Below are 12,647 nucleotides of genomic sequence, written 5' to 3' on the forward strand. Positions count from 1 at the left end.
AAATTGGTGCAATTAACGACAAGTTTGCTTTTACATGGGGCAAGAAGGTGAGTGTTATTCCCGTACGAATGGGCTCCATGGATCCGACGGCGTCCAACAGCTGTCGATCCCCGCCTGCCGCGGGGATGACCACGGTGCTTCTGCCGTATCACTCCCGCAGAACAACGCAGACTACTTATCGATCATCAGGTCCGCCAACGCCGCATCAATGATCCCCAGACCTTGTTGAATTTCAGCGATGGTGACAGTACAGGGCGGGACGACATGCAAGCGGTTTTCCGCCACGAAGCCGAGCAAACCACGATCCAGCAGGCCTTTTTTCAGCTCCGCCATCAACGCCGCTGACAGTGGTGTTTTGCTGACAGGATCAGAAACCAGTTCCAGCGCATGGAAGACGCCTTTTCCCCGGACATCGCCGATGATGGCGTATTTATCAGCCAGCGTGTGCAATCCCTCCGCCAGCACGCCGTCACCCACCAGTGCGGCATTTTCCACCACATGTTCCTCTTCCATCGCGTCAATAGTGGCCACAATCGCCGCCATTGCCAGTGGATGGCCGGAGTAGGTCAGTCCACCGGGGAACAGCCGATCATCAAAAAAGTGGGCAATGCGTTCAGAAATAATGACCCCACCCGCCGGGACATAACCGGAGTTCACCCCTTTGGCAAAAGTAATCAAATCCGGTACCACGCCGTCATGCTGGAAAGTGAACCAGCGACCGGTGCGGCCAAAACCCGCCATCACCTCATCCATAATCAGCATGATGTTGAATTCCCGCGCCAGCGCCTCCACCCCTTGCAGATAACCAGCGGGCGGCACCAGAATTCCTGCGGTTCCCGGAATGGTTTCCAACAGGATGGCGGCAATGGTGTTTGGTCCTTCACACTCGATAATCCGCCGCAAATAATGTAGCGCCGCCGCACACTCCTGCTGCTCCGTGGTGGCCTGAAATTCACTGCGGTATAAATAAGGGGTAAAGAAATGGACATGGCCGCGAGAGTAGTCGTTTGGCAAACGACGCCAGTCGCCAGTCGCACCAATCGCGCTGCCGGTGTTGCCATGATAGGAACGGTAGCCAGAGAGAATTTTTTCTTTACCGGTAAACAACCGGGCCATGCGGATAGCATTCTCATTGGCATCAGCCCCGGCGTTGGTGAAAAACACCTTGCTGAAGTTTTCCGGTGCGTGCGACACAATGCGCTGCGCCGCTTCACCACGTGCCAGATTGGCGGTCGCCGGAGAAATAGTAGTCAGAATATCCGCCTGCGCTTTAATCGCCGCCACCACTTTTGGATGCTGGAAACCGATATTCACATTCACCAATTGACTACTGAAATCCAGATAAGAGCGGCCTTCATAATCCCACACTCGGCATCCTTCCCCACCTGCGATCACCAGCGGGTTCAACGCGCCCTGCGCCGACCAGGAGTGGAATACATACTGTCTATCCAGTTGACGCACTTCATCGTTGGATCGTACCTGTTTCAACGCCATCTTCTCGTCCTCCTCGTTATCCCGACACCCATAAATGCAGTGGTTATATTGCAGACTAGGAATAAACGCGACAGGAGCGATAGAGCCAGTTAGTGGGGATCGTTGAGCCAGATGGGTGTCACAACAATTTCCGCCAACTGGCCCTGTGCGAACGGTAAACCGGTCCGTAAAGTGAATTTAGCCATGGAAACAGCCACTACCGATAACCGGGCAGAGGCAAAATCAGTATGACGCCTCACAATCGGGGATGTCTGTACAGCACCAAGGGATGAGATAACGGCACGGAAAAATAACGACGGCCAGTTAACCGCACACGATGAGGAAGTTCTTTTATGCAGAATATTGTGTTTATTACCGGCGCGACGTCTGGGTTTGGTCGCGCCGCAGCGCATCACTTTGCCGCACAGGGTTGGTCATTGATCCTGACCGGGCGGCGTGAGGAGCGGCTCAAAGCACTGGCCGATGAACTTTCCACACAGGTGCCGACCCATATTGCCGTACTGGATGTACGCGATGCCCACGCAGTACAGACGCTAGTGGCTGGGCTGCCAAAAACCTTCAAAGCGGTGAAAACACTGGTGAACAACGCCGGGCTGGCACTGTCGCCACAACCCGCGCAGGCGGTAGCGCTGGAAGACTGGCACACCATGATCGATACCAACGTCACCGGGCTGGTCAACGTGACTCACGCGCTGCTGCCAACACTGATTAAAACCGGCAAAGGGGCCAGTATTATTAATATCGGCTCGATTGCCGGACAATGGCCCTATCCTGGCAGCCACGTGTATGGCGCGTCCAAAGCCTTTGTGAAACAGTTCAGCTATAACCTGCGCTGCGATCTGCAAGGCACGGGGGTGCGCGTTACCGACCTGGCCCCCGGCATTGCCGAAACCGAGTTCACGCTGGTACGCACCAAAGGCGATCAATCCGCATCGGATCGGTTGTACCACGGCACCACGCCACTGACGGCGGACGATATCGCTGAACAGATTTTTTATGTCGCCACACTGCCCGACCATATGAACATCAACCGCATTGAAGTAATGCCGGTGCGTCAGGCGTGGTCAGCATTCGCCATTGACCGCGATCCGGTGTAACTCACGTATTGATGTGTTATTCCCCGTGCAGACGAAGAACCCGTTAACCCGATAACATCCACATGGAGCATTATCCCTGGTTTCATAGGGATAATGCTCCATGTGGATATAAACCCAGAACGGCATACGTTCCGGTACATCTTTTGCTTGTTTTCCTGAAGATGATTCAGCACCAGGAGCGGAAGATGATCGATCACTGTCTGCATATTGATTTTGTGGCCAACCGAAGCCTGCAAGAACAGTTGCGTGAAACGCTGATTGCCTCGATTCTGGCTGGCGTATTTCCCGCCGATGAAGCACTGCCGTCGTGTCGTAAGTTGTCCTGTCAGTTGACTATTTCCCGCAATACCGTGGCGCTGGTGTATGAAAGTCTGCTCAACGATGGCTATCTGGTCAGCCGCCCCCGCAGCGGTTATTACCTGCATCCGGATTACCACCAACCGGAAAATTCTGCCGAAGCCTACGCACGTCAGGCGGCAACCAACGACACCCGGCAGGCACCAGAATGGGGCAAACGCCTGAATGTCAGCCCCAGCGACTTCCTGGCCATCATGAAACCGGCGCGGTGGATGGAGTATCCGTATCCCTTTATCTACGGTCAGCCCAATACCCAACTGTTTCCTATCGAACAGTGGCGCGACACGACTCGCCGGGTTACCGGCACCCACCGCGATCACCATTGGCTGTACGACAATATCGATCAGGACGTTTCACTGCTGGTTGAACAGATACGCAAACGCATTTTGCCTAAGCGCGGCATTATCGCCCGTGGTGACGAAATTCTGATTACACTCGGTTCGCAGAACGCGCTCTGTCTGTTGTCACAACTGTTGTTTAACCGTAACACCCGCGTCGCGGTAGAAAATCCGGTATTTCGCGAAGCGATAAACACCTTTTCCTTACAGGGCGCGCAGATTATTCCTCATACGCTGGACAGCGAAGGACTCTGCTTACATGAGATGTCCCGCAACTGCGACTATTTTTACGTGACGCCCAGCCATCAGGCGCCCACCGGTATCCGCATGAGCAACGAACGCCGCACTGCGCTGTTGGAACATGCCAGCCGCTACGATCAGATCATTATCGAGGATGATTACGATTCGGAAGCCAACTTTGACCCCTATCCACGCGCCGCGCTCAAGGCCAGCGATGTGCATAGTCGGGTGATTTATGTCAGTAGTCTGTCGAAATCGCTGTCGCCCGGCCTGCGGCTCGGTTATCTGGTGGCGCCATCGGAACTGATTGATGAACTGCGGGCACTGCGACGGCTGATGTATCGCCATCCGCCCACCAACATCCAGCATCAGATGGCGCACTTTCTGGCTCAGGGCTATTACGAAGCCTATCTGCATCGCTACCGGGAAGACTCCGCCCGCCGTTGGGACAGCCTGAATAACGCGCTCAATCACTGGTTACCGGAATGCCGCCGCATTGAAGGCAGTGAACATGCCAACGCCTTCTGGATCCGGGCCCCGGAAGATATCAACACTCAACAGTTGGCCTGGCGCGCCGCACATGCCGGTGTACTGATTGAACCGGGACAGGCGCATTTTCTTGGCTCACCGATGCCGGGGAACTATTTCCGGCTCGGCTTTCACGCCATCGATATGAAACAAATCGAACCCGGTATCGCCCGATTGGCACAAGCCTTTCACCAGACGGCATCATCCCGCGGACGATGACAGAAGAGAAACGCTTGCACACACGTTTGTTATCAACCGTGCGTGCAGGATGCGGAAGAACGCCCGTTTCAGGTTATCGCCATTTTACAGCGTATAACCCATCACCTGTCGCAGATAGGCACCGGCCCCCAACAGTCCCGGCTGCGGATGCGTGATCATAAATACCGGAATAGCCGCCAGATACGCCTTAAAACGCCCTTTATCTTCAAATGCCACGCGGAAACCGGAATTCTGAAAGAAGTCCATAAAGCGCGGCACAATACCTCCGGCGATATAAACTCCGCCAAAAGCGCCCAGCATTAAGGCCAGATTGCCGCCAAACCGCCCCAGCAAGACGCAGAATAGTGACAACACGCGACGACAATCCACGCAGCTGTTTTCCAACGCCCGCTCAACAATGATTTTTGGCGTCAGCGCGTCCGGCGTGCGGCCATCGATTTTGACAATCGCGCGATAGAGGTTCACCAGACCCGGCCCGGACAGCACCCGCTCAGCCGAGACATGCCCCAGATCTTGCCGCAGGATACACAGAATGGCGTCTTCCTCTTCACTATTGGGCGCGAAATCCGTATGCCCACCTTCACCGGGCAAGCTAATCCATTGCCCATTAACCGGCAACAGATGCGCCACCCCCAACCCCGTCCCGGCACCGTACACCGCCACCGGCTTGCCGGGCAGCGCCGCGTCGCCGCCCATTTGCAATACATCACCCTCGCCCAGCATCGGAATCGCCATGCTGACGGCAGTAAAATCATTGATGACATCCAGACAGTCAAAATCCAGATGTTGCTTCATTTCTGCAATGGAAAAAGCCCAGTTGTGATTAGTCATTTCCACCCAATCCCCGACCACCGGGCAGGCGATAGCGATACAACCGCTTTTAACCATGAGATCGCCATGCTCATCCAGAAAAAGCCGGATAACCGCCTCCAGGCTATCGTGATCCTGAACCGCATATTGTTTACTGTGAGAAATCTTGCCGTTGGCCAATTCACACAGGGCAAAACGCGCATTGGTTCCACCGACATCACCCACCAGCGCATACTGATACATAAATTACCCTCTCCGATTAAAGTGCCACCTGGCTCATGCGGGAATGAAGACAAAAACCGTGCCTGAATCTCATCATATTGTCAGGATCACTGGTCTACAGTGACTCCCCTTATACGCGTGGATTAACGCTCCGGCATATTTTTGTAGATATCGGGCCGCACAAATGTCCAGGCATAGTTTTCCCGATTAATCGGTTGATAGCCGACTTTCTGATACAACCAGGGAGCTGTCGAGGTCAGCAACAATTGGCGGCGCAAGCGTTGTAACTCTGGGTGTGCCAGAGTACAGAGCACCAGCCAACGACCTAACCCCTGGCCCTGAAATGCTGGCAGTACAAACACATCACACAGATAACCAAACGTGGCGAAATCCGTCACCATCCGCGCAAATCCAATCTGTTGCTTCTGCTGGTATAACCCAAAACACAGACTGTTTGCTATTGAAAGACAAACCGTATCCCGGTCGATTCCCGCCGCCCAACTGGATGTCGTCAAATAAGCGTGGATCATATCGCTGTCGAGTTGCTGTTTATCGGTTGAGATGTGGTAATTATCCTTCGTCCACAGTGGTGATGACGCCATAATGTTCCTCTGCCTTTTTAAAAAACATTCGTTGATACCGTGCCGCTTGAATGAGAAAAAATCAATGTTCCTTTGCCATGATCCTGCGTATCTTCATTACAGGATTACAGGCTGGGCGAATGCCGGCCAGAAAGAAAGACAATTCATCTGATTTCAAAAGGAGAAATGCGTGGAGATAACGATACCAGCCGAACTGATTCCTTCCGACCCTCGTTTCGGCTGTGGTCCCTCACTGATTCAGCTTGATGATTTAACCGTGCTGAAAGAAAAAGGCCCGCACTTGCTAGGCACCAGCCATCGTAAAGAGCCGGTTCGGGCGCTATGCCGGGAAATCCAGCAAGGTCTGCGGGATTACCTGTCGGTGCCTGATGATTACAGTGTCGTATTGGGTAACGGTGGCGCGACGGTGCTGTTCGATATGGTCGGGTTGGGGCTGGTTAAAACACGCATTATTCACCACGTTTGCGGCGAGTTCTCTGACAAATGGTTCAAAGCTTCCCATCGCATTCCGTGGATTCACGCGCAAGCACTTCGGGTGGATTATGGTCACGCCCATAGCCAGTTTGCTACTGATGGGGCTGATGTGGTGGCCTGCACGCTGAACGAAACCTCTACCGGCGTGATGAACACCGCACTACCACAAGTAAACGAACAGTGCCTGCTGGCAGTGGACGCCACCAGCGGCGCCGGCCAAATCTCCTGTGATCTGTCGAAGGTCGATGTGTTCTTTTTCTCGCCACAAAAAGTGTTTGCCAGTGAAGGCGGATTGTTTGTCGCCATTCTTTCGCCGAAAGCCAAAGCGCGGATCGCCGAGATCGCCGCTGATCCACAACGCTATATCCCGGTCTTTGCCGACTGGCGTAATGCCCTCAGCAACAGTGAACAGCAACAAACCTACAACACACCGGCGGTAGTGACGCTGTTTCTGTTTGCCGAACAGGTGAAGCGTATGAACGCCATCGGTTTTGCGGCGGTTCAACGTCAGGCCGCCGAAAAAGCGGAACATCTGTATCAGTGGGCGGCAAGCCGCGATGATTTATCCGCTTACGTCGCAGAGCCGGCTAACCGCTCCACTACCGTCGCCGCAATTGATGTGGCAGACCACATTTCAGTGGATAAACTGACCCGCTATCTCGATGCCCAGGGGCTGGTGCATGGTATTGAAGGCTATCGTGCCTTGGGTCGTAACCAGTTACGCATCGCCCTTTTCCACAACATCACGCTCGACGATGTGAAAAAACTCACCGCACTGATCGATTTTCTGATTGAGAGCGGAGAGTTTGAGCACGTGCAACAATAAGCCAACGCCGTCCGGGGGGTTTTATTTACCATGACCCTCGGTCGGTCATATCAGTGTTTACCGGTGCTGGCTCTGATGATCAATTGAGCCGGCAATTCATGGTACGGCTCAACGTCATCACCTTGCAGTACCGCCAACAGTTGTTCCCCTGCCAGTTTACCCATCGCTTCATAAGGTAGCGCGATAGTCGTTAACGGCGGCGAACACACCGCGGAAAGATTGCCGCCGCCAATGCTGGCAATCGCCAGTTGACTGGGAATGGCGATACCGCCGGCATGGCAGGCCATCATGCTGCCGCAGGCCACTTCATCGGTAGTGCAGATCAACACGTCAAGCTCCGGCCAGGTAATGCGAATCTCTGGCAGCAACTGATGTCCGGTGCTGAACGTTGGCGGATGGGGTGTGGTCACAACCCGGTGCGGTGACTGATTCATTCCCAACATTCCGCTATGCCAGCCATTCATGATCTGTTTGAAAATAGTGTTACTGATCTGGGTGCATAACAGCCCTATATGACGAAACCCCGTATCAGCCAACATTCGGATTAGCGCTTTGACGGCCTGGGCATAATCCACCCCGACACTGACTCCGATGGTCTCATGGTTGGCACCACCGACTTCCAGCACCGGCAAACCTGAATTGACCAGTAAGCGACGAGAATCCTCGGCGTTATCAAAATTGAAATGCACCATTGCCGCCGGGTTATAAGAGAGCAGCATCTCAATCAGTTGGCTCTCACCCGCGGAAGAGTGGTTGGCTTCCACCACCATCATGTTATAGCCATACGACTTTAACACCGCCTGCAACGCCCCCGATACGGCGGCACAACCGGGTATCGCAAACGAGGGAACCACCATGATAATCAGCCGAGAGGTTGCTGAAGCCAACCCACTTGCCGCAAGATTAGGAACGTATCCCAGCTCCGCGACGGCCGCTTCGATTTTTTCACGTAACGCGGGCGACACTTTTTCCGGTACCCGTAACGCACGGGATGCCGTCATGGCGCTCACGCCGACCAGACGGGCAATATCGGCCAGGGTACTTTTCCCCGTACTTCGCCGCCGTTTTTCTCTCATCGGTTCTCCTGTGTAAACACCCTGAATAACAACATGATGAAGCTTAAAGGGATTGCTTGCGCGACGCCATGTCAAACGCCACAAAAACCATCGCGGAGGGGCGTGAACGGCCTCTTGGCACTTTCAACGTGCTGAGCCTGTTCATCATTATTGCATTCGTAATGTTAGCGTTAACTTATTTTTTAACATTTTACAATGTTAGCGCTAACTTTGAGAAATGAATCACAGAAAAGGGACTATGTTATCCCCTACATTGGACCCGACAATCAACCGGTTATGAGGTGCTCATGCTTTCCCGCTGGCTTACACCTGAAAAAATCCATGTTGTGGAATCAGTTAACAACTGGCAGGAGGCAATACATCTTGTTGCGGCTCCACTGATGGCAGACAAATGTATTAACCCCGAATACATCGATGCAATTTTCACGTCTCACCAGCAGCAAGGGCCTTATTACGTTCTGGCTCCCGGTTTGGCAATGCCTCACGCCCGGCCAGAGCAAGGCGTATTAAGAAATGGGCTTTCCCTGTTACATATCAATCAGGGAATCAGTTTTGGAACACCAGACAACGACCCGGTGTATGTCGTGATCATGTTGTGTGCCATTTCAGGCAGTGAACACATCGCCATGATTACCCAGCTCGCTGAATTATTCAGCGATGAAACTCGCCTGCAAACATTAATTACCGCCAATACACCAGAAAGCATTCACACCCTATTGGCAAACTGCGATTGATAATAACGAGGAATAACATGAAAAAAATACTTATTGTCTGTGGCAATGGTCTTGGTAGTAGTTTTATTGTCGAGATGAATGTCAAAAAAATAATTATTGAATTAGGCAAAGAGGCCACTGTCAGCCATACCGATTTAACCTCAGCAAAAACGGAGAACGCCGATATTATTCTGGGTGCAAAAGATATTGTCGAACAAATACAAATACCTGGTGCAAAAATATTTGGTCTGACAAACTTATTGGACAATAACAGAATTAAAGAAATATTGTCTGAGCATCTATAACAACCGTCATTAAAAACAGATACCCGCCATCTTTCAGGTTGCAGGTGCGTTATCTTCATTACTTGGTTTCCGCCTTCCTGCATCTCAAGATCTATGCGGTATAATGGAGTCACATATGCTGCAATTTATTATGATGGATGTTCTCGGAACACCCGCAATATTAGTCGGTCTTTTTTCATTGCTGGGGTTAATACTCCAAAAGAAAGCGCTCTCCGATGTTATTTCCGGCACCCTCAAAACCGTTATGGGTTTTGTTATTCTCATCGCCGGCGCGAAGTTAATTGCAACCACGTTGAATATTTTCAGTCAGTTATTTGAACACTCTTTCAATATGCAGGGTGTCGTGCCAAATAATGACGTCATTGCCGCCCTGGCACAGGATAATTTCGGCACAGAAACCGCCATGATCATGGTTTTTGGCATGGCTGTTAATATCATTCTTGCGCGTATTACCCCGCTGAAATACATCTTCCTGACGGGTCACCACACGCTGTATATGGCAGCCTTGCTGGCCGTTATTCTCTCCACCGGAGGCATACATGGCGCGGGGCTAATTATCATTGGGTCACTGATCCTGGGTACCTTAATGGTGGTCAGTCCGGCAATCCTGCAACCGTTTACCCGTAAAATCACCCATTCGGATGATTTGGCACTAGGGCATTTTGGTTCAACCGGATATCTTCTCGCCGCGCTGGTGGGCAAAGTGGTAGGAAAAGGCAGCCCTTCCATTGAGGAGTTGAAAGTCCCGAAGACACTGAACTTTCTGCGTGACTCCTCTGTTGCCATTTCATTGACGATGATGATTCTGTTTATCGTTCTGGTGATCATCGCCGGAAAAGCGTTCACTGAAACGCAGGTAAGCAGCGGACAAAATTACATCGTCTTTGCCATTATCCAGTCCATTACCTTTGCCGCCGGTGTGTATATTATTCTGGCTGGCGTGCGGATGGTGATTTCAGAAATTGTTCCGGCATTCAAAGGGATTGCGGATAAACTGGTTAAAGACGCAAAACCGGCACTGGATTGCCCAACGGTATTTCCCTTCGCCCCCAACGCCGTCATTATTGGCTTTCTGTCCAGCTTTCTGGCCGGGTTAATCAGCATGTTTCTCTGCCCGCTATTTGGGCTTAGCGTCATTGTCCCCGGACTGGTACCCCACTTCTTTTGTGGTGCCACCGCAGGAGTTTACGGCAATATTACCGGTGGCCGACGTGGGGCGGTTATCGGCGCCTTTGCCCAGGGGTTACTGATTTCTTTCCTGCCAGCCATTTTATTACCCCTGATGGGAGAACTGGGATTTGCTGCCACCACCTTTGGTGATGCCGATTTCGGTATTGTCGGCATTATCCTCGGGAAAACCATTGCCTTTTTTCATTAAGCACGTTTCTCCTTCAGACCATCTCCTTGATCCCGTCATGCCTGCGCAAGCAGGCATTCATGATCCTTATATGAGTGATAACCGCTGCTAATAGCCATCAATGCATTAGAAACTTCTCATAAAGCGACAAATAAAATCGATCTTTAGTAAAAACTCGCTCTCTAATTGGTGCTAAGGTAAAAGCGCAATTGAATTATTAAGCGATAAAAATGCAAACATATGCATTTCTTATGGCTGAGTTAAGTCACTTTCAATTTAGTGAGGTTATCTATACCGTGCTAAGAATCCTGCGGACAGTGCCTGACATTAAAAAAAAGTCGGCGACTTCCCACACGCTGAAAGATGATATCTACGGTTTGGCGCTGGGTGTGCTATTTATTGCCGTCGGCCTGAATATGCTGAAACTTTCCGGCATGATTACCGGTGGCATCGCTGGTATTGCGTTGTTGATTTCCTATTTTATATCCCTGCCCATCAGCATTATTTTTATTATTGCCAATATTCCGTTCATGATTTTCTGTTATTTTTCGATGGGTAAGGGCTTTACGCTGAAAACCCTACTCGTCAATATCGCACTCAGTACCCTAACCCAGGCCATTCCTCATCTGATCGTCATCAACTATATCCATCCACTGTTTTCCGCGCTGGTCGGCGGAACATTCATCGGGATGGGGATTCTGTCTCTCGCCAGACATAATGCTTCTGTCGGCGGCACAGGCGCGATCACACTCTGGTTATATAAACGCTTCAATATCAATGCCGGGAAAACCCAGATGCTGCTGGATGTGCTGGTATTTCTGGTGTCACTGGCGAAAATGCCCTCTATGCTGCTGTTCTGGTCAGCCATCAGCGCACTGGCAATGAACGCCATGTTGATGAACTGGCATAAACCGGGACGCTATCAGGGAAATAGCGAAACATCGGAACAAGCAGGCAATAACCCGTCAGAAAATCTCAGTCAGCGTAAATAAACGATATCAGGCCATGTTATGGCTGGCACTTGCTCTTTCAGAAAGGCATAAAGCTTATCGATGTTAGATCTGCGAGGCGTATTTTCTGGCCATACCAGATAATAACCATCACCCGTACTAACTGCCTCATTAAAAGGCGCCATCAACACCCCTTGTTTTAGTGCCTGAAGGCTAAGCACAAGGTCACCCACCGATACACCATGTCCGCTGATGGCAGCCATATTTCCCTGTTCCAACGTGTCAAACACCATACCGCGATGAATATTGATCTTAAGTTCATCACCTGCTCTTTTTAACCAACGCCGCCAGTCTCTACGATCAGGCGAAGGATGAATTAATTCGCACTGATGAAGGTCAGATTTACTATTAAGTGTCAGGGTTGGCGAACATACCGGAATCAGCAACTCTTCAAATAGCCTGGCACTGATCGTGCCTTCACCAAAATGCCCATTCCCCAGCAAAATTGCACAATCATAAGGCTCGTTAGAAAAGTTGATCGTATCGAAGTCCATCCAGACACTGGAGATCTGGACATGAATAGATGAGTTTTCCTCACTAAACGCCGGTAAAATACCCAACAACCAGCGCATTGTTAGTGTGGAAGGGGCCTTTAACCGCAGATCACTGCTGTTACTACGGAAAATCTCACAAGCCTTCTCTAGCGTATGGAATCCTTCCCGCAGTTGTTGTGCCAATATTTTACCTGCTGTGGTTACTTCTACACGAGGCCCGATCCGTATAAAAAGCTGGCAGCCAAAATCTTCTTCCAGTGTTTTGATATGTCGACTGACTGCACTGGGAGTAATTGATAACACCTGCGCTGCCTGGGTAAAGGAAGAGTACCTTGCTGCCTGTTCGAAAGCCCTTAACGCATAAAGTGGAGGAAGCCTCCTGATCATGACAGACTCCAATAATGAGTTTTACTCACAGTAAACGACACTTTTTCCCGTTTTTCAACTTTATCACTTCCTCTGATAATTACCCTACATTGATAAAT

12 protein-coding genes are annotated in these 12,647 nt (G+C 51.2%); 7 read left to right on the forward strand and 5 right to left on the reverse strand.

Going from position 1 to position 12,647, the window contains the following annotated elements; genetic code table 11:
- Positions 1-171: 171 nt before the first annotated feature.
- Positions 172-1,494, reverse strand: coding sequence for an aspartate aminotransferase family protein (locus tag RS889_RS22635; protein ID WP_315708778.1), 1,323 nt, complete (start codon positions 1,492-1,494; stop codon positions 172-174).
- A 332-nt stretch (positions 1,495-1,826) separates the two neighbouring features.
- On the opposite strand from RS889_RS22635, the gene RS889_RS22640 reads away from it, so the two are divergent.
- Both RS889_RS22640 and pdxR read left to right on the forward strand, forming a co-directional pair.
- Positions 1,827-2,591, forward strand: coding sequence for an SDR family NAD(P)-dependent oxidoreductase (locus RS889_RS22640; protein WP_315708779.1), 765 nt, complete (start codon positions 1,827-1,829; stop codon positions 2,589-2,591).
- Positions 2,592-2,776: 185 nt separating this feature from the next.
- On the forward strand, positions 2,777-4,273 hold the full coding sequence (pdxR, locus tag RS889_RS22645; RefSeq protein ID WP_315708780.1) for a MocR-like pyridoxine biosynthesis transcription factor PdxR: 1,497 nt from the start codon (positions 2,777-2,779) through the stop codon (positions 4,271-4,273).
- A gap of 84 nt (positions 4,274-4,357) precedes the next feature.
- Here the strand turns inward: pdxR and glk are convergent, their stop codons facing one another.
- Both glk and RS889_RS22655 read right to left on the reverse strand, forming a co-directional pair.
- Positions 4,358-5,326 carry a glucokinase gene (gene glk / locus RS889_RS22650; protein ID WP_315708781.1) on the reverse strand — a complete coding sequence of 323 codons (969 nt, stop codon included), beginning with the start codon at positions 5,324-5,326 and terminating at the stop codon, positions 4,358-4,360.
- A gap of 122 nt (positions 5,327-5,448) precedes the next feature.
- Positions 5,449-5,907: a GNAT family N-acetyltransferase gene (locus RS889_RS22655; protein WP_315708782.1), complete on the reverse strand. Its 459-nt coding sequence runs from the start codon at positions 5,905-5,907 to the stop codon at positions 5,449-5,451.
- A gap of 169 nt (positions 5,908-6,076) precedes the next feature.
- Between RS889_RS22655 and RS889_RS22660 the strand changes: the two genes are divergently transcribed.
- Positions 6,077-7,207, forward strand: a complete 1,131-nt coding sequence (locus tag RS889_RS22660) for an aminotransferase class V-fold PLP-dependent enzyme (protein WP_315708783.1) — start codon at positions 6,077-6,079, stop codon at positions 7,205-7,207.
- 50 nt (positions 7,208-7,257) lie between these two features.
- Here RS889_RS22660 and RS889_RS22665 read toward each other — a convergent pair whose 3' ends face one another.
- The gene (locus RS889_RS22665) at positions 7,258-8,283 is read right to left on the reverse strand and encodes a LacI family DNA-binding transcriptional regulator (RefSeq protein WP_315708784.1); all 1,026 of its coding nucleotides are present in this window, start codon (positions 8,281-8,283) and stop codon (positions 7,258-7,260) included.
- Positions 8,284-8,570: 287 nt separating this feature from the next.
- On the opposite strand from RS889_RS22665, the gene RS889_RS22670 reads away from it, so the two are divergent.
- The 4 genes from RS889_RS22670 (at position 8,571) to RS889_RS22685 (ending at position 11,650) form a co-directional block, all read left to right on the forward strand.
- Positions 8,571-9,017: a PTS sugar transporter subunit IIA gene (locus RS889_RS22670; RefSeq protein WP_315708785.1), complete on the forward strand. Its 447-nt coding sequence runs from the start codon at positions 8,571-8,573 to the stop codon at positions 9,015-9,017.
- 17 nt (positions 9,018-9,034) lie between these two features.
- Positions 9,035-9,301 (forward strand): PTS sugar transporter subunit IIB, encoded by a 267-nt coding sequence (locus RS889_RS22675; protein ID WP_315708786.1) that lies wholly within the window; start codon positions 9,035-9,037, stop codon positions 9,299-9,301.
- Between the two features lie 115 nt (positions 9,302-9,416).
- A complete protein-coding gene (gene ulaA, locus RS889_RS22680; RefSeq protein ID WP_315708787.1) occupies positions 9,417-10,679 on the forward strand; it encodes a PTS ascorbate transporter subunit IIC in 1,263 nt (420 codons plus the stop codon).
- Between the two features lie 296 nt (positions 10,680-10,975).
- Positions 10,976-11,650 (forward strand): YitT family protein, encoded by a 675-nt coding sequence (locus tag RS889_RS22685; protein ID WP_315708788.1) that lies wholly within the window; start codon positions 10,976-10,978, stop codon positions 11,648-11,650.
- Here RS889_RS22685 and RS889_RS22690 read toward each other — a convergent pair.
- Complete coding sequence (locus RS889_RS22690) at positions 11,638-12,549, reverse strand: LysR substrate-binding domain-containing protein (RefSeq protein ID WP_315708789.1); 912 nt, start codon at positions 12,547-12,549, stop codon at positions 11,638-11,640. The genes RS889_RS22685 and RS889_RS22690 overlap by 13 nt on opposite strands.
- Positions 12,550-12,647: the final 98 nt, after the last annotated feature.

Source organism: Brenneria uluponensis (genome assembly GCF_032395385.1).
GTDB classification, from domain to species: Bacteria; Pseudomonadota; Gammaproteobacteria; order Enterobacterales; family Enterobacteriaceae; genus Prodigiosinella; species Prodigiosinella aquatilis.

What these genes read in the sequence shown, in the direction of transcription:
- RS889_RS22640 (WP_315708779.1), top strand. Translation starts at nt 1,827, where the DNA reads ATGCAGAATATTGTGTTTATTACCGGCGCGACGTCTGGGTTTGGTCGC.
- RS889_RS22665 (WP_315708784.1), bottom strand. Translation starts at nt 8,283, where the DNA reads ATGAGAGAAAAACGGCGGCGAAGTACGGGGAAAAGTACCCTGGCCGAT.
- glk (WP_315708781.1), bottom strand. Translation starts at nt 5,326, where the DNA reads ATGTATCAGTATGCGCTGGTGGGTGATGTCGGTGGAACCAATGCGCGT.
- RS889_RS22655 (WP_315708782.1), bottom strand. Translation starts at nt 5,907, where the DNA reads ATGGCGTCATCACCACTGTGGACGAAGGATAATTACCACATCTCAACC.
- ulaA (WP_315708787.1), top strand. Translation starts at nt 9,417, where the DNA reads ATGCTGCAATTTATTATGATGGATGTTCTCGGAACACCCGCAATATTA.
- pdxR (WP_315708780.1), top strand. Translation starts at nt 2,777, where the DNA reads ATGATCGATCACTGTCTGCATATTGATTTTGTGGCCAACCGAAGCCTG.
- RS889_RS22670 (WP_315708785.1), top strand. Translation starts at nt 8,571, where the DNA reads ATGCTTTCCCGCTGGCTTACACCTGAAAAAATCCATGTTGTGGAATCA.
- RS889_RS22675 (WP_315708786.1), top strand. Translation starts at nt 9,035, where the DNA reads ATGAAAAAAATACTTATTGTCTGTGGCAATGGTCTTGGTAGTAGTTTT.
- RS889_RS22635 (WP_315708778.1), bottom strand. Translation starts at nt 1,494, where the DNA reads ATGGCGTTGAAACAGGTACGATCCAACGATGAAGTGCGTCAACTGGAT.
- RS889_RS22690 (WP_315708789.1), bottom strand. Translation starts at nt 12,549, where the DNA reads ATGATCAGGAGGCTTCCTCCACTTTATGCGTTAAGGGCTTTCGAACAG.